This window comes from Paracoccus haeundaensis, assembly GCF_006239215.1.
Classification (GTDB): Bacteria; Pseudomonadota; Alphaproteobacteria; order Rhodobacterales; family Rhodobacteraceae; genus Paracoccus; species Paracoccus marcusii.
Window position 1 is genome coordinate 1 of sequence record NZ_VDDC01000050.1, and the last position, 15,920, is coordinate 15,920.

Consider the following 15,920-nt stretch of genomic DNA (forward strand, 5'->3'; position numbering starts at 1 on the left):
GCCCCCCGCGCCGGTGCCGGGGGCGCCGAGGACCAGGGCCTCGGCCGCGCGCCCGGCCAGCCGGCAGGTGATGCGCGCCTCCAGCCCCGCGCGGGTCGGGATGCCGGCCTGCTCCTCGATGGCGACGAGGCCGCCCGTCGCACCGATCCGCGCCGCGGTGATGCGACCGGCGAGAACCCCGGCCCGGCGCAGGCGGTGGAAGGCCACCGCATGGCCCGCCTCGTGAACCCCCATGCGGCGCATCAGGCCCGGCGCCTCGGGGCCGAGACCCAGGGCGTCGGCAATATCGGCGGCGGTGATGCCGCGGCCGGCAGCGCGGGCGAGGCTGCGGGCCTCGCGCAGGGCGGCATCGATCTCGGCCGGGCTCTGGCCGATGGCGCGACGGGACAGATCGTCCAGCGCCTCGGGGGGCAGCGCGTCACCCAGTTGCCGGGCGAGCATCGCGTGCAGGCCTGAGCGGCCGGGGAGCGGCAGGGCCAGCGTGCGGTCGAGCCTGCCGGGACGGCGCAGGGCCGGGTCGATGGCGCCCGGGTTGTTCGTCGCGGCCAGCACCAGCACCCCCTCGAGACCCAGCACCCCGTCGAGCTGTTCCAGGAGCCCGGCGATGACCTGCGCGCGGTAGGTCGAGGCGTGCCGGTCGTCGGAGCCACGGCTGCCGGCGGCGTCCAGCTCGTCCAGGAACAGCACGCAGGGCGCCGCAGTCCGGGCGCGCGCGAAAGTGGCGCGCATCTCGCGCAGCAGATCGCCCAGATGCCCCGCCGCCTGCCAGTCTCCGAGCGAGGCCGCGATCAGCGGCAGCCCCGCCGATCCGGCGATGGCGCGGGCCAGCCATGTCTTGCCGGTCCCCGGCGCACCATGGATCAGGAGCGAGCGGGTCATCTCGGACCAGGCCACCCGGCCTGCGCGCCAGCCGGCCATGTCTGCGACGAGACGCGTGGCCGCATCGCGGACCGGTCCGTCCTCGAGGGACAGATCGTCGAGTGTCAGGGTTGCGGTCCTCCGCGCGGGTGCGCCGGCCGCGAGGCGGCGCAGCTCGGCGGTCCATGCCGCGGGGTCCGGCGCGCGCAGGGCCAGGTGCCACGCTTCCGCCTCCAGCCCGCGGAGCGCCGCGTCGGAAGGCAGGTCCGATGGTGGGACAGGCGACGGTACCGCCGCGGGCAGGACACGACCGGCCGCGCGAGGTCCGATCCCGCCGCGCACGCCGCAGGTGCGGGCCGCGGCACCGGTCGCGCAGGCGCGCGCCGTGCCTGTCACCGCCAGATCCAGCACCGCCGCCACCGCCGCGCGGTCGGGCGGGCCGACATGCAGCGGTGGCGGCAGCAGGCGCGCCATGCGCCGGGGCAGCAGGTTCTCCCCGCCGAGGATCAGCACATGCAGCATGTCCCCGCCCGCCAGCACCCCTTTCCAGAAGGACCGGATCGCCTCCGGGGGCTTGGCCTCCGAGGTGGAGGCGGTCCCGGTCCCCGGCGGCGTCGCCGCGCAGGTCAGGGCGAACGGCACCCCGGGATGCTCCGCGGCGATCAGCGCCTGCATCAGGCGGGCCAGCTCCGGGGCCAGCCCCGCCGGGCGGCAGGCCATGAGCGTGATCGCCCCGGGACGGAGCATCCGTGCCAGGTCGGAAGCCTCGGGCAAAGCTTGGGCGAGCATCGCCAGCGTCAGCGCCATCAGCGGGCGCTGTGCGAGGGGCGGACGGGTCTCGGAAAACGAGATCTCCTCGTCGGGCGGCGTCATGGTCTCGAGATCATCGATCTCGCCGATGCGCCCCTCGACCAGGGCGTCGAAGACGACGTCGGGCATCTCGGGCGGGGGCAGGGGTGCCGCATCGATGCGGCGGGCGGCACTGTGGAAGCGGGTCAGCCAATCGGACATGGCGGGACCTCCCGTGATCGGGGAAAGGGACGGGGCGGCGCCGGCACGAGCCTTTGTGCGCGCGCGCGCGCCCCGCGACGGGTTCAGGAAAGGACGGGGCTCAGCGGCCGGAGGATGCGTCGGTCCCGGGGTCCTCGGGCGGGGTCTCGTCCGCCGCGGTCGGGTCGGGCGCGGTCGGGTCCGCCGCTGTCGGATCAGGCGCCTCCAGCGTCACGGCCAGCGCGTCCAGCCGGGCCTCGATCTCGGCCCGGAGCGCGGGGCGGTAGATCTCGCGGGTAACGTTGAGCATGTCGGCGAACTCCGCCCGCGGGACGACCGCCTCGGGAAAGCTCCGGCGCAGATCGCCGTGCATCCGCTGCTCGGCCGCGCAGGCCGCAGCCCCGGTGGGCACGACCAGCTCGCGCAGGACCCGCACGCGGGCCTCGGGGGGCAGGCCCAGCTGATGGCGGTGCCGCTTCTCCGGATGGGCGGAGTAGCCCAGCTTCAGGAAGTGGCGATCCCCATGGCGCAGGTCCAGCAGGTAGATGCGGCTCTCCCGCGCGCTCCAGCCCGTGCCGCAGCCCGGGCAGTCGACCTGCCCCCAGAAGAGGTTCGCCCGGGCGATGCGCCGCTCGGTCCCGCAGGCATGGCGATAGAGATGGTAGTTCGGATTGCGCTCGGGGTCCGGGCCGATCCGCGTCCAGCCACGCCTCGTGGCGATGGCCGCCTCCTCTGCCGCGAAGCAGGCCTCGCAGCGCAGGCCCGCCGTGCCTTCGGCCATCCGACGGACATAGTCGAACTGGCGGCGCTGGTCGTGGCCGCAGCGGGCGCGATAGAGCCCGTAGGCGGTCTCCTCCGGGTCACGGCCCAGGTAGACCAGTGCCGCCCGGGCCGCGGTCTCCGCCCGGCGGGCCTCCAGGCAGGCATGGCAGATCGGCCGGCCCGACATCAGCGTGAAGTTCCGGCAGGTGAAGACACGCCCGCAGGTCCGGCAGCGCAGCGCCAGGTGCAGCCGGTCGATGACCCGGCCGGCGATGTCGAAGCCCTTGGCCTCGGCGGCGGCGATCCAGCCGGGGGAGAGGGGGCCGGGATGGACCGCCAGGGACGCGCCGTCCACGAGGAGAGTGCTCGGAGTGGCCGGGTCGGCGGGAGCCGCAGGATCGGCGGTCGGGCAGGACGACATCGTCGCAGGGTCGGATGCGGCGGAGCGGGGTTTGCGGGGCATGGACGCCTCCAGATGCTGAGGTAAGGAAAACCCGCCCTCGCGCGACCCGTCCGCGCGAGGGATGTGCAGGACGCGCGCGCGTGCAGCATCGGACCGCCCCGGAATGGCGGGGTCGCGGCAGGCAGCAGCGCGGGTCAGGAAGGGGAAAGGGTCAGGCCGGGACCGGCGTTGCGACCGCGGCCGTCTGCGGCTCGATCTCGTGGGGATCGAGATGGCAGGGCAGGGAGGCCATCTCCCCGACTGCCACGCGCATGCTGCGCAGCATCTGCCGGCAGCGCCAGGCCACGGCGCCATGGCCCGGGCAGGCGAAGAGACCGGGCGCCTGGTCCAGGACCTGCCGGGCCTCGCGGAACTCGGCATTGGTGCCGGCCTGCATCAGCAGGTAGCAGATCAGCGCCATGTGTCGCAGGGGCCGGTCCTCGGGGCGCATCACCGCGGCGCTGCGGATCCCGTCGATCCGGGCGAGGACGCCCGCACGGGCCGCCTCGGCCTCGCCGAGCGACGCGGCGAAGTCCGGGTCCCGGACGTCGGCCGCGCTGATGTCGCGCTCGGCCTCGACATGGGCCGCAAGCCCCGCGAGAAGCCCCGAGAAGGCGCGCGAGATCGGCGTGTGGGTGAAGTGGCGCGATGCCGGTTCCGTCACGCCCACAGGCGTGGTAAGGCTGCGATTAGCCATCATCGATCTCCATACGATCGGTTTCGGTTAGAGCTTGGGGCGGGACTGCAATCCCTACCTAAGCTCGCTATAAGCTATATTGCTTATCAGCGCTTGTCAACATCATGGATTGAGCTTAGTTCCACATCATGCCGAAGCCTATGCTTTATCCCGTCAAGAAGCTGATTGCCCTGACCAACGAGCAGGTTGAACAGATTGCCCTATTTCGGGATGAAAACGGTATCCAATCAGAGGCCGAGGCGATCCGTCAGCTGATCATGCTGGGTCTTAAAGCGGCCAAGCGAGTTTGATAATCATCTGCCTCACTCAAGCTGGCGGTTCTGCGATCCGAATCGCTGTAGTGTAGCAGTTCGAGCGTCAAGTCCTGCGCTTCCTGCTGAGGTAAGCGGCCGCCGCCGCGAGGCTACGGGACTTCACATTCGGCCAAACCCATTCCTAAAATTCATTGATAAACACCTCTTGTTGCCCACCTGCCTCCGGGATTGGCTTCCGCTGCCCCCGCGATATGCACGTCCGATCACGCGACGAAGTTTTCCATACTGACAGGTCCTATCCGCTCCTAGATTAGCCAGATCTGGAATGCCCTTTGGTCCGGTGGGGTGTCCAACCTCGTCTCGGTCATCGAGTAGATCACCTACCTGCGGTTCATAAAGCGGCTCGACTACCTGCTGCTGGTGATGGTGGCAAAGGCCGAGCAAAAAGGCTGAGCAACTCGGCAGGCCCATCGCCCGACGGGTCTTCGCCGGAGGCCACGATGCCAAGGGCGAAGCTTACGACAACCTCCGCTGGTCGCGCTTCAAGAACTTCGAGGCGCGCGAGATGTTGCGCGTTGTGGACGAACACGTTTTTCCCCCCTTGTGTGATCTGGGCGAGACTGGCTCGACCGACGGCACGCACATGAGGACGCTCGCCTATCTACCTCATTAGTCCCAGTGCTCTGCCCCCTGAGAACTGGACCGTTTGAAGCTGAAGTTTTCGGCTAACCTTCCCTAGCTGGGAGAGGAGCGGAGAACGATGAAGGCATCGAAGTTCACGGAAGCGCAAAAGGCGTTCATCCTGAAGCAAGGCGATGATGGCACGCCGTTGGGCGAGATCTGCCGCAAGGCGGGGATTAGCCAAGCGACCTACTTCTACTGGAAGAAGCGGTATGGCGGGCTGCTGCCCAACGAGATGCGCCGACTGAAGGCACTGAAGGATGAGAACAGGAGGCTCAAGAAGATCGTCGCCGACCTGACCCTCGACCGGGAGATGTTGCAGGACGTCATCCGGCGAAAGTTCGTTCGCCAGTAGGCTTGAACCGGTGGCGCCTGCTGGCTCACCCTGGTCGGATGCGCGAACTCGTTCGCGTTGATACGCAGGGCTTGTAGGACCCTGCAGTTCGACACCTCCACGTTCCACTACAAGTCCCGGCGCACCGATCAGGCGGCCGTCGCACGACGGATCGAGGAAATCTGCGAAACGCGGGTGCGCTACGGATATCAGCGTGTCCACGTCTTGCTGCGACGGGAGGGCTGGCAGGTGAACATCAAGAAGACACGCAGGATATACAATGAATTAGGTCTGCAGCTCAGGAACAAGAACCTGAAACGGCGGGTGAAGGCCAAACTGCGCGATGATCGCCAGGAGGCTGTCGGGCCGAACGATGTCTGGGCCATGGATTTTGTTCATGACCAACTCGCCCTCGGCAACAAGCTGCGGATCCTGACGATCGTCGACACGCATTCCCGTTTTTGTCCAGCAGCTGACCCGCGCTTCACCTACCGCGGCGAGGATGTGGTCCGGACACTGGAACGGGTCTGTGCCCAGGTCGGCTATCCCAAGACGATCCGGGTCGACAATGGCAGCAAGTTCATCTCGCGCGACCTCGATCTGTAGGCCTACGCCAACCATATCACCCTGGACTTCTCACGCCCTGGCAAGCCCACCGACAATGGCTTCATCGAGGCGTTCAACAGCAAGCTCAGGTCCGAATGCCTGAACGCGCACTGGTTCATGAGTTTTGCGGACGCACAGGAAACGCTGGAGACTTGGCGCAGGCACTACAACAAGGACCGACCCCACAGCGCCATCGGATATAACGTCCCGATCGCCCTGCATTATCCCGGCGGCGCAGCCAGCCCGTCGCCATGACGAAGCCGGAAAACTCCAGCATCCGGCGGTCCAAGGTTAGGGAGCAGCGCAGTACAAACCGGCAGACTCTCGTTATGTTCGAGGGGGCCGCGGGGGCAGGTCAAGGCACCGCAGGCGGCATCCTTGCGTCTAATGGAAACGGCATGATTAGGCCAACAATCACAGACGGATTTGCGTCAGCCATAGATGATATGTTGGATAGTTTTTCTACGGCTGCGACGACGATAGGTCGTGAAATGGGCGGGTTTTTTGGAACCATGATCATGATGGGAATTTCATCATTGCTCATTGGTTCGGTAGCTGCCGTTTCTGCTCTTATGATCCTATTCCCAAAGGTCGTTATCACGGTTCTGTTGGGGCTTGCTCCCATCATGATCGCAATGACGCTGTTCGAAGCGACAAAAGGGTTTTTCGAACGCTGGCTTGCAGCCTGCATCAGCTGGTCATTGTATCCCCTGTTCATAGCCTCGATCTTCTCGATCATGCTTTCCATGGGAAACGATATGATCAACCGAATTGGCACAGATAGCTATGACAGTATCGGTGCTTTCCTTCCATTTATCGTGCTGATGATTCTTATTTTGCTTTGCGTGGCATTGCTTCCGACCATTGTAGGTAGTGTATCAGGGAACCTGCAATTGCTCGGTGTTGTTGCTGCTTCACAGAGGTTCATGGGCGGTTCTAGGACCATCGTGAGCACCGGAAAAAGCGCATATGGGTATAGCACAAGTGCCGCATCAAATGGTGTGGCTCTTGCCAAGACGCCAGGGCAGACGCTGCGCGGAGAGAATGCATTAGGTCGAGCCGGGCAAGCCTTTTCCGCCCACCCATCTGTTTGTCAAGCGACAACAGGAGTTGCAGATTCTATTAATAGAATGCATGACAAAGCTCGCATCTTGAGAAAATGATAATAGCTAAGCGAAGAACTTAAGGGCAGCGTATGGTTGCCCTTGTTTATGTAAAGGAACACGGATGAAAATCGATCTTGAGAATATGTCGCTGAAAGAGCTTCGCGATCTTCATAAGGCTGTCGGTCGCCAGATCGACAGTTATGAAGCAAAGAAAAAAGAACAGGCCATGGCTGCCGCACAGCAAGTGGCAGAGGAACATGGCTTCTCGCTCAAGGAGCTGCTTGGTGGCGGAAAGGCAGCGAAGACAACCGTTGCGCCTAAATATGCCAATCCTGATAACATGTCTGAAACCTGGACAGGCCGCGGGCGTCAGCCCCGTTGGGTGAAGGGTCACTTGGATGCCGGTGGCAGCATTGATGATCTATTGATCAAGTAAACGTCTAGAAGAATGCAGAAGAGGCAGCCTTTCGGCCGCCCTTTTTTATTGTGCGGCTTCTACAGCTGTAACTTCTCGATCTTCAGAGCTAATGGCTCACTCCTTGTACTGAAGCCTGCCTCGCAGGCATGAATTTGCCGCCGGCGTCCTAGGTGCCAGCTGCGGGGATTCTCCGATTGATCGGGTAAGGTTGGACCCTCATGCTCTCGGTCATGGGTAAAAAAGGACCAAGCCATGGAAACGGACCAGCTGCATCGCGGGCGCCTGATCGATCATCTTCATCTGATCGTTGAGGATCTGCCGAAGTGCCTCAAGTTCTACCAAGCCGTACTCGGTGCCCTGAACATCCCGATGGGCGACATCGCGGACGACCACTTCTGGGCCGACGAGCTGTTCGTATCATCGAAAGACAGTCACGCCGCGTTAGGTCAGCTGACCGGACGACATCACCTGGCATTCCATGCGGATAGCACCGACACCGTCGAAGCTTTCTACAGGGCCGGCTTGGCCGCGGGAGGAACCGACAACGGTGCTCCGGGACACAGACCCTATCATCCCGGCTACTATGCAGCCTTCCTGATCGATCCTGCAGGAAACAACATCGAAGCTGTCTACCATGGCCCCTCACACCGAAGCGCTGCCTCCGTCGAGGTCAAGTTTTAGAGCACGGCCACATCATCCTGATCTGCTCTCGAGGTTTGACAGCTTCGTCTCGTCGTCAGCCGTTCGCTCTACGCTGGCAAATTCTCCGCGCTGTAAATTCATAAAGGATCTGGTAGCTGATCGCGCCAGCCTGCCAGATCCGGACGGGTGCCTCGGCCTGCCCAGGTGTCATACCCGCATCCACGAAGGACAGGTTCCGCTTGGCCCGACCTTATCGGAGGCACTGTGTCAGAGTATGACCGCCCGACTTAAGCCCGCACGCCTTTCTGGGCATCCAATCTTGCGTCCACCCACGCTGCAACCTGATCACAGCCTTTCAGCAGACCACTGACAAGCCGATCAATAAGCTGCTCACGGGTCCCTTGGATGGACTGGTGTTCGCTGATGCGCAGCGTGTGAATGCGTGAATTTTGGGTTGCCTGGATCATGCCTAGTCTCCGTTCCACGGCACGTCGGAACACACCGGTTAAGGCCGCGATATTCGCGCATAGGTAGATCAATGGCAACACCCGTCGCGTTTTCACGTCAATCAACGGTAGGGTACATCATGCTGCGGCCTCCGCATTGGCGTCGCATATGCGTAAGATGCCCCGTGCAAGTTACGTCTGACACGAACTCATACGGCAAGTATCTGAACTGTAGGCGCTGCCTGGCGTTCATAATCGTGACAGGCCCACGTCGTTGGCGATCCCCTGCGTTCTTCATGAGGTAACTGATGGGTATCAATCCATTCCGGTTCCGGCCGGAAACACCTGATAATTCGCCAGAGCCCAAAGCCGATGATCTTGATGGTGGGACCGGTGACTGGGAGGACAACTGGCTCTCCAACTCGATGGCATGGGGTAGCCGCGCTTGTGTACCATCCTGGTGCGATACACCGGAGCACTGGACCTCACGCGTTACCAATTACTTCCACACGTCGTGTCCCTGCTGCTTATTCTTTCGCGGCGTGACGCTTGGAGGCGCGTTTGGACTGACGGTTGGGCTCGCAGCAGGCTTGCTCATTTAAGTGACGCTCATGCATGCAGATGTCTGTTGCGCGGCATAGATCTCGGACGCTGTCTACAAAGCGTAATAACCTTATTGGTGATCCCCGCAGCTAAGGAGGCCGTCCCATCCAGTCTAGAAGACCGATGGCGGATACCAGCAATTTGCGGAAATCAAATTGCTATGCTTTGCTGGTGAAACACGCGGCGAAAGGAAATCCTCATGCCAAAGGCACTGACCATATCGACCCGTAACGAACGTAACGAGCTGGTGATGATTGACTGCGTGCAGGATAACGAGGCAGAAGAAAACGTGCAGGATGCAGACGCTGATGGGTCTACAACTGTTGGCGATCAAGGCGCCCGATACCGGGTTAGCGACACAGGCCAATCTGTAACCCGCATCGATGCAGGGAAATATCGTATCGATGAGACAGCTGAGACCTTAATCGAAGTTTAAAGAAAACCTTTTTTTGCATTGAGTAGCATCAACGCAGTCATGACTAGAAAAGTGACGCAGGCTCTCCCTTTCGGGCAGGTGTCTCTCTTGGCTGCCCAGCAAGTTTGTCTGCGAGCAGGAATGTTTGCGGTTTGGCCAGGAGAGATGGTATGAACACGTCAGTTCAGGCTGCCAAGTTTGGCCAACATGACAGTGAACCTAGACCATGTCCGCCGTGAGAGGCTCGCCTCTGCGCTATCAGACGCGCATGCGCAGGTGGAGATGTGCGAAAAGGCGATCGCGCAGAACCAACTCCAGTTGCTCTCACTACGGCGTGAGCTAATAGCTGCTTTGGCTCAACTGTCTGATGCGAAACTGCGCTATGACAAAGCAAAATAAGTCGTAATCAAGACTAATAGGTATTATAACACCTCACTAAAGCCTGTCTTTCTGCGTTGCAGACAGCCTACTCCGCGCGTTTGATAGCAGCCCCCTATTGCCATGCAGCCGACCGACGCTAAGAGCCCATCACCGACGGTCGCGGTGGCTGCAGCGAATGCCTGTGCATGAGAAAACGTTCGGCCTAAAGCTGACAGTTATCTATTGTGGAGGCTGCAGTGCGGTTTGCCGAAGTTGGACGGTGGTACAAGGTGCAGTAATATCTACATGCTGCCTCCGCCGCGTGAGAAACGGCCTAGGCTCCGTGGCTGGTGGCTGCCTCCTTCCACGGCTGCACGGACTGCCCGCCGAAGATCACCTTGCGCGGCAATCGGAAGATAAAGTAGGGGTTCAGCGCCGGCAGAGCGCTGGCCTTGTGCAGTCGGGCCTTCTGTTCCGGCGACAACTTGATATCCAACGCCTTGATATTGGCCGTGACCTGTTCTGGCCGGCTGGCGCCCATCAGCAGCGTGCTGACGCCCGGCCGCGACAGGACCCAGGCCAGGGCCGCCTGCGCCATCGGAACGTCCAGTTCGGCCGCCACATCGCGCAGGGTGTCCACGACCTTGAAGTTGCGCTCGGTGAACAGCATGCCGCCATAGGGGTTGTCGCCGCTCAGCCGGTCGCTCTTGCCCGCTTCGACATCCATGGCGCGGTCCGGCACCGCCGAGGCGCGTCCGGCCTCGGCCAGCATCTCGCGGCCATATTTTCCGGTCAGCAGGCCGCCAGCCAGCGGGCTCCAGGGCATGATCCCAAGGCCGAAATGCGCAGCCATTGGTGCTAGGTCCAGCTCAACCCCGCGATCGATTAGCGACCAAGCGTTCTGCAGCCCGATCGGCCCCGGCAGACCATGCGCCGCGGCCAGCGTGGCGATCTTGGCGACATACCAGGCAGGCGTGTTCGAGAAGCCGTAATAGAGGATCTCGCCGCGCGCCACTGCAGCGGCCAGCGTCCGCAACACCTCTTCCGGCGGGGTCGTTCGGTCCCAGACATGCACCCAGTAGAGGTCGATCCGGTCGGTCCCGAGCCGGCGCAGCGAGCCCTCGATCCCGAGACGGATGTTGATCGCGCCGTTTCCGCCATGCAGCGGATGGCCTTGCGATCGGGCGAAGCCGGACTTGGTGGACAGCACCAGCCGGTCGCGCAGCCCGCTGTCCCTCACGATTAGGCCCAGCATCCGCTCGCTTTCACCGCCGCTATAGACATCGGCCGTGTCGATGATGTTGCCGCCGGCGGCCACATAGGCGTCGAAGATGCCCCGCGCCTCGGCAAGATCGCTCCCCCACCGGCCGGCCCCGAAGGTCATGGTGCCAAGCGAAAGCGGGCTGACGATCAGCCCCGATTGGCCAAAGCTGCGGTAATCTGTCATTTGCATGCATCATGCTCCTCGGTGCGGTGATGCCGTGACCGTAGAGCCGCGCGGCGCGCCGCATTAGCCGCTTTCCGCGGCATGAGCCTGTGAGTATTCTTCACAGATGATGCGGCAGAACCTCAACGATCTGGCGGCCTTCGCGGTCATCGCCCGGACGCGCAGCTTCACTGCGGCGGCCGCGGAGCTTGGCGTGTCGCCCTCGGCCCTCAGCCACGCGATGCGCGCGCTGGAGGAACGGCTCGACCTGCGACTCCTGGCGCGGACCACCCGCTCGGTCGCCCCAACCGAGGCCGGCGCGGCGCTGCTGGACCGCCTCGCTCCGGCGCTGGCCGAGATCGATGCAGGTCTCGCAACGTTGGCCGAATGGCGTGCCTCGCCTGCAGGGACGGTGCGGCTGACGACCTTCCACTGGCTGGCCTCGACGCTGCTCTCGCGCAAGCTGCCCGGCTTTCTCAGCAGCCATCCGGGCGTTACGGTCGAGGTGAATGTCGATGACGGACTGCGTGATCTGGTGTCTCTGGGCTTCGATGCGGGCATCCGGTTCAGTGAGAGCGTCGAACGTGACATGATCGCCGTGCGGATCGGCCCGTCGCTGCGCATGGCTGTCGTTGCGACACCGGATTACTGGAACACCCACGGCCGCCCCCGCCATCCGCGTGATTTGCTCGCCCATCCCTGCATCAGCTACCGCAACCTCGGCAACGGATCGTTGTTGCCGTGGGATTTCGAGAAGGACGGCAAGGAGCTGCGCATTCAGGTTCGCGGCCCGCTGGCCTGCAATTCGGCGGACTTGGCGCTTGCCGCGGTGCGGGCGGGCTGCGGGGCCGGCTGGACCGAACAGGACGACGTGGCCGAGGACCTTGCCACCGGACGGCTGGAGCGGGTGCTGGACGAATGGTGCCAACCCTATCCCGGCGCCTTCCTGTTCCACCCGAGCCGGCGACAGGTCCCCGCGATGCTGCGCGCGTTGATCGACCATCTCAAGGAGTAGGGTGTGAGAAAGGAAATCGCCATAAAGAGCCAACATAGAGAGTCGTGACTGCCGCAACGAATGCAAACGCGGCACGCGCACCCGGCCTTTCTCGACGGTGAGGCTGCAGGCGCGGCGAACGGCAGCTTGGTCCCCCGCAGAGCTGCCGCTGGCCTGTAGCTTCCAAGGGTCGGCTGTGCGGGACGGCGCTACCTTCGCCACCCACACCCGCCAGAAGGTAGGTGTGGGAAGATCGACCATCAGAATTCAGTAATCTCACCGCTGCGACCTCCCAATAGCCTGAGATTGCTCCGAGCAGGACTTGCCGGACGGCTTGAAGGGCGGACAGAAGTCGGAGCCGACACTGCATTCACCCTGAAACGTGATACTTCCCGCGTCATCTCATCGGCGCGCTGCTGTAGCGCTACTGCAGCGGCATTTGATTCCTCCGCCACGGCCGCGTTCTGTTGGGTTACGGTATCCAGCTGATTGATACCGGAATTGATCTCGGCCAGCCCAACCGCCTGATCACTTGCAGCGACAGCAATGCCCGAAATCTGCGCGGAAACATCCTGCGCCTGGCGCTGGATCGTGTCGAGGCTCTTGCCCATGCCCCCCACCAGGTCCGAGCCGAGCTGCACTTGCGCGGCGCTCTCCGAAATAAGCGTCTTGATGTCACGCGCAGACTCCGACGCGCGCTGCGCGAGGCTCCTGACTTCCGAGGCCACGACGGCGAACCCACGCCCTGCTTCACCGGCACGGGCGGCCTCTACCCCCGCATTGAGGGCCAGAAGGTTCGTCTGAAACCCGATGTCCTCGATCACGTCGATGATCCGGGTGATTTGGTCGGAGTATTGCTTGATCCCTCCCATGGCCTCCACGGCATCGCGCACCACAATCGAGCTAGCCTCAGTGATCTCGCGGTTCTGACGCCCGGATGTTTCAGCATGGCCTGCCCGCTCTGCCGTCGAACGGACGCTTGCGTTCATTTCCGTCAGAGCCGCTGCAGACTGTTCCAGCGCGGCAGCCTGCGTTTCTGCACGACTGGCAAGGTCCTGTGCTGCTGAGGTGATCTCGTCGGCGCCACTGCGAACCTGATCCGCCACCTGCGAAATGGACACAACCGTCCGGCTCAGACCGCTGACAACCTCGTTATAGGCTTTGCGCAGCGCCTCGTAATCGGCCGGGAATGGGTCATGGGCAGGGCTGGCAATCTCCTGGGTCAGATCACCGGTCGCCAGGCGCGACAATCCAGCGCCGATGTCGTCGACAACCCTGGCCTGCTGGCGCGCCTGAACCTCCCGCCGCGCCATTTCCTCTGCTTCAAGGCGGCGGGTTTCCGCCTCCAGATCACGACGTTCGATGGCATTCTGACGGAACACATTGAGGGATCGAGCCAGCGCGGCCAGCTCGTTTCGGCCCTCATCGCCTGTGATGTCGAATGAGAGATCTCCGTCGGCAAGGCGGTTCGTCTGATCCAAGGTTCGGGTCAGGCCACGCGACAGGCTGCGGGAAAGTACGATGGCAATCGCACCGCCCATAAGAACGGTCAGACCGACACCCACAAACACCGAAAGCACCGTCATCGAGGAAATTTTCTTGGCAGCTTGTGCGCTCGAGGCTGCCGTGGTCTCGGCTGCATCCTGGATTTCCGAAGTCACGGCCAGGACCTCGTCTGCCGTTGCACGCACGGTGAGAAGACCGTTCTGAAGATCACCCATACCACGATCGACGGCAACTGCCTCGCTCCAAAGATCTTGGGTGATCGCGTTCACATCATTCAAACCGGCCCGAATACGCGGGTCCGCAAGCGGAAGTCCTGCGCGGGAGAGCTGATCCTGCAGGTTGGAGTACAGGTCGGAGGCTTCGGCAAAAGCATCAGACCCCGCGGTTGGAAGTGCTGCAACAAGACGCAGACGCATTCGAAGGAGCGTCTTGTTGGCATTTGCCACGAGAAGCGCGCGCTGCACGTCCCCTGCGGCCTGCAACTCTGTTTGCAGGTTATCCATTCCCTCTCGCGCCAAGGTACTTAGCTCGACGATGCGACGCATCTGAACATCCCGGGCAAGATACGCTTGCGAGAATGCCTGAGCCTCCTCGATATGACGGTCCTTCAGCGCGACAAGCGTTTGGCCCTGGGCGATGCCCTCACTCTGGGCCCGGTCTGCAAGACCACGGACATGGTTCATCGCGGTCACGATGGCTGCTGCCTTCGTGTCGTCTGGTGCACCAAGAAACCGCAGGATCGTGCGATCTGCATCGGACACCCCTTTCGCGATTTCCACTGCGAGCTGGGCTTCCCGTTCCGCCACCGCGGTCTGCCCATGTGCAGCATTTGCGCGTGTGATCTGATGTTCGGTAAATCCGGCGAGGAGAACCAGGAGGATCAGGATCAGTGCAAACCCCGCCGCGATCTGGCGGGAAATCTTGATGTTCTTCAGCATGATGGTGCTTATGACCTATGATAAGCGGACGGACAGATGTTGCACCCCTCCAGGGCAGCAGCGACGAACAGACATCGGCCTGGAGCCGATGGTATTGAGAAGTTGGAATGCGGTCTTTTCTGCCTGTGAAGACATTGGAGGGAAGCCGTAAGGCGATCGCCAGGACGCACCAATGTGTGCCTCCGGTTTAGGAGCTAAAAATGAAAATAGCGTTTATTATTGCGTATGAACATTTTTATTTATGCAAACTGAACTGTTTGCGTAAAAATACGATGCCCGAAATATTTATGTGTTATACTTATTAATCAAGTGGTGATTGGCTTACTGTATCATATGATATTTTAAAAAATTACCGCAGCACTAAATGATATTCTTATATTACATTAGTGTTGAATTATTAGGCCTGGAATGCTGTCCCAAACCGTCAGCAAACAAACGCTAGGAAAACTGTCTGGACCTAGAAGGGATGCTGACAGTTGGAACAGCGGGCCGAAGCGTCAAAGAGGCCTGTGCATGCCCTAGTGAGACGAAGGAAGAGGCCCAATGGTCCGTTCTGAACTGCTGGAGAAGTTGCTCCAGGCACACCCGCATTTGCCCCGGCACGCGGTGGAACCAGCTCTCGATACAATCCTGAACGCGATCACTACCGGTCTGGCGCAAGGCCACAGGATCGAGTTGCGGAAGTTCGGCAATTTTACCTGCAAGGTCCGCGAGGCTCGGACGGGGCGTAATCCCAGGACCGGTGAGGTTATTTCCGTGGCGCGCAAGCAGGTTCTGCGGTTCAGGGCCGGCGGTCATATCTTGGAGCGGCTCAACCGTCCCACTGCCCCCGACTGATCCCCTTTCCCCCTTCCAACGCAGGGTCCCCAAGTTCGCCTGAATGAAACACTGGACCCATGAGCCAGCCCGGCACGTTGTGTCTTGCTATGACAAGCGAGAAATCAGTACCCTGACCCCATCACAACGAGGCAAATATGGCACTTCTAGAGGCGACGTTCGAAACACGGCGCGAAGCGGAAATGAGCATCGAGCGGTTGGTGCAGGAGTTTGGCTTGAACCGAAAGGCCATCGAGGTTGTTGCCGATGGCACGTTGAACAGCGCGGGAGAGGACACGTCCGGAGGAGACAATGCCTCCGACTCTCCCACTCCTTCTGAACGCGTGGACGCGGCGCTTAACGACCGGATCAAGGTCTCGGTGAGCGTAGACGACGAGGCTGAGGCGGAACGCGTCCGCAACGCGTTCTCAGAGTTTGGCGGCGATCGGTCCTGATCGCCGCGTCTGCACGGTGCGGCGGCATGGTTTGTCCGTTTGCTCTGATCCGCGTTGGCTATTAGGGCAGATGGCACGGCAGGCTAAGCCTACCTAGGGTCAGGACTTCGGTAACGGGGTCGTTTCAGTCAAGCGGTTTCACGCATGCGCCGTTGTCCGCAGAGCAGCGGT

At 62.1% G+C, this 15,920-nt stretch carries 14 protein-coding genes and 1 pseudogene; 9 read left to right on the top strand and 6 right to left on the bottom strand.

Translation table 11 applies throughout. The features are described from left to right. The 3 genes from FHD67_RS18445 to FHD67_RS18455 all read right to left on the bottom strand — a co-directional run. A partial coding sequence (locus FHD67_RS18445) for an AAA family ATPase (protein ID WP_139599614.1) occupies positions 1-1,869 on the bottom strand: 1,869 nt, incomplete at its 3' end. A gap of 100 nt (positions 1,870-1,969) precedes the next feature. Further along, complete coding sequence (locus FHD67_RS20580) at positions 1,970-3,073, bottom strand: hypothetical protein (RefSeq protein WP_176695196.1); 1,104 nt, start codon at positions 3,071-3,073, stop codon at positions 1,970-1,972. A 151-nt stretch (positions 3,074-3,224) separates the two neighbouring features. Beyond that, positions 3,225-3,752 (bottom strand): hypothetical protein, encoded by a 528-nt coding sequence (locus FHD67_RS18455; RefSeq protein ID WP_176695197.1) that lies wholly within the window; start codon positions 3,750-3,752, stop codon positions 3,225-3,227. Positions 3,753-3,889: 137 nt separating this feature from the next. On the opposite strand from FHD67_RS18455, the gene FHD67_RS20585 reads away from it, so the two are divergent. The 5 genes and pseudogenes from FHD67_RS20585 (at position 3,890) to FHD67_RS18485 (ending at position 7,829) form a co-directional block, all read left to right on the top strand. Beyond that, complete coding sequence (locus FHD67_RS20585; protein WP_176695198.1) at positions 3,890-4,039, top strand: hypothetical protein; 150 nt, start codon at positions 3,890-3,892, stop codon at positions 4,037-4,039. Positions 4,040-4,763: 724 nt separating this feature from the next. Then, positions 4,764-5,879 (top strand): annotated as a pseudogene (locus FHD67_RS18470) (IS3 family transposase). A 74-nt stretch (positions 5,880-5,953) separates the two neighbouring features. Continuing rightward, positions 5,954-6,787 (top strand): TrbL/VirB6 family protein, encoded by an 834-nt coding sequence (locus FHD67_RS18475; RefSeq protein WP_176695199.1) that lies wholly within the window; start codon positions 5,954-5,956, stop codon positions 6,785-6,787. A gap of 64 nt (positions 6,788-6,851) precedes the next feature. Further along, positions 6,852-7,166, top strand: coding sequence for an H-NS histone family protein (locus tag FHD67_RS18480; RefSeq protein WP_139599617.1), 315 nt, complete (start codon positions 6,852-6,854; stop codon positions 7,164-7,166). 234 nt (positions 7,167-7,400) lie between these two features. Beyond that, positions 7,401-7,829, top strand: a complete 429-nt coding sequence (locus FHD67_RS18485; RefSeq protein WP_139599618.1) for a VOC family protein — start codon at positions 7,401-7,403, stop codon at positions 7,827-7,829. A gap of 248 nt (positions 7,830-8,077) precedes the next feature. Here FHD67_RS18485 and FHD67_RS18490 read toward each other — a convergent pair whose 3' ends face one another. Beyond that, positions 8,078-8,257, bottom strand: a complete 180-nt coding sequence (locus FHD67_RS18490; protein ID WP_139599619.1) for a hypothetical protein — start codon at positions 8,255-8,257, stop codon at positions 8,078-8,080. Positions 8,258-9,038: 781 nt separating this feature from the next. Here FHD67_RS18490 and FHD67_RS18495 point away from each other — a divergent pair. Then, positions 9,039-9,275, top strand: coding sequence for a hypothetical protein (locus FHD67_RS18495; protein WP_139599620.1), 237 nt, complete (start codon positions 9,039-9,041; stop codon positions 9,273-9,275). A 673-nt stretch (positions 9,276-9,948) separates the two neighbouring features. Here FHD67_RS18495 and FHD67_RS18500 read toward each other — a convergent pair. Beyond that, the gene (locus tag FHD67_RS18500; RefSeq protein ID WP_139599621.1) at positions 9,949-11,067 is read right to left on the bottom strand and encodes an aldo/keto reductase; all 1,119 of its coding nucleotides are present in this window, start codon (positions 11,065-11,067) and stop codon (positions 9,949-9,951) included. A 103-nt stretch (positions 11,068-11,170) separates the two neighbouring features. On the opposite strand from FHD67_RS18500, the gene FHD67_RS18505 reads away from it, so the two are divergent. Continuing rightward, on the top strand, positions 11,171-12,055 hold the full coding sequence (locus FHD67_RS18505; RefSeq protein ID WP_218062349.1) for a LysR family transcriptional regulator: 885 nt from the start codon (positions 11,171-11,173) through the stop codon (positions 12,053-12,055). 239 nt (positions 12,056-12,294) lie between these two features. On the opposite strand, the gene FHD67_RS18510 is transcribed toward FHD67_RS18505, so the two are convergent. Next, a complete protein-coding gene (locus tag FHD67_RS18510) occupies positions 12,295-14,478 on the bottom strand; it encodes a methyl-accepting chemotaxis protein (protein ID WP_139599623.1) in 2,184 nt (727 codons plus the stop codon). 543 nt (positions 14,479-15,021) lie between these two features. Between FHD67_RS18510 and FHD67_RS18515 the strand changes: the two genes are divergently transcribed. Continuing rightward, positions 15,022-15,315 (top strand): HU family DNA-binding protein, encoded by a 294-nt coding sequence (locus FHD67_RS18515; RefSeq protein WP_139599624.1) that lies wholly within the window; start codon positions 15,022-15,024, stop codon positions 15,313-15,315. Positions 15,316-15,452: 137 nt separating this feature from the next. Beyond that, positions 15,453-15,749: a hypothetical protein gene (locus FHD67_RS18520; protein WP_139599625.1), complete on the top strand. Its 297-nt coding sequence runs from the start codon at positions 15,453-15,455 to the stop codon at positions 15,747-15,749. Positions 15,750-15,920: the final 171 nt, after the last annotated feature.

Bases quoted from the DNA above. Each gene is read 5' to 3' on its own strand.
- FHD67_RS20580 (WP_176695196.1), bottom strand. From the start codon at position 3,073: ATGCCCCGCAAACCCCGCTCCGCCGCATCCGACCCTGCGACGATGTCG.
- FHD67_RS18455 (WP_176695197.1), bottom strand. From the start codon at position 3,752: ATGATGGCTAATCGCAGCCTTACCACGCCTGTGGGCGTGACGGAACCG.
- FHD67_RS20585 (WP_176695198.1), top strand. From the start codon at position 3,890: ATGCTTTATCCCGTCAAGAAGCTGATTGCCCTGACCAACGAGCAGGTT.
- FHD67_RS18475 (WP_176695199.1), top strand. From the start codon at position 5,954: ATGTTCGAGGGGGCCGCGGGGGCAGGTCAAGGCACCGCAGGCGGCATC.
- FHD67_RS18480 (WP_139599617.1), top strand. From the start codon at position 6,852: ATGAAAATCGATCTTGAGAATATGTCGCTGAAAGAGCTTCGCGATCTT.
- FHD67_RS18485 (WP_139599618.1), top strand. From the start codon at position 7,401: ATGGAAACGGACCAGCTGCATCGCGGGCGCCTGATCGATCATCTTCAT.
- FHD67_RS18490 (WP_139599619.1), bottom strand. From the start codon at position 8,257: ATGATCCAGGCAACCCAAAATTCACGCATTCACACGCTGCGCATCAGC.
- FHD67_RS18495 (WP_139599620.1), top strand. From the start codon at position 9,039: ATGCCAAAGGCACTGACCATATCGACCCGTAACGAACGTAACGAGCTG.
- FHD67_RS18500 (WP_139599621.1), bottom strand. From the start codon at position 11,067: ATGCAAATGACAGATTACCGCAGCTTTGGCCAATCGGGGCTGATCGTC.
- FHD67_RS18505 (WP_218062349.1), top strand. From the start codon at position 11,171: ATGCGGCAGAACCTCAACGATCTGGCGGCCTTCGCGGTCATCGCCCGG.
- FHD67_RS18510 (WP_139599623.1), bottom strand. From the start codon at position 14,478: ATGCTGAAGAACATCAAGATTTCCCGCCAGATCGCGGCGGGGTTTGCA.
- FHD67_RS18515 (WP_139599624.1), top strand. From the start codon at position 15,022: ATGGTCCGTTCTGAACTGCTGGAGAAGTTGCTCCAGGCACACCCGCAT.
- FHD67_RS18520 (WP_139599625.1), top strand. From the start codon at position 15,453: ATGGCACTTCTAGAGGCGACGTTCGAAACACGGCGCGAAGCGGAAATG.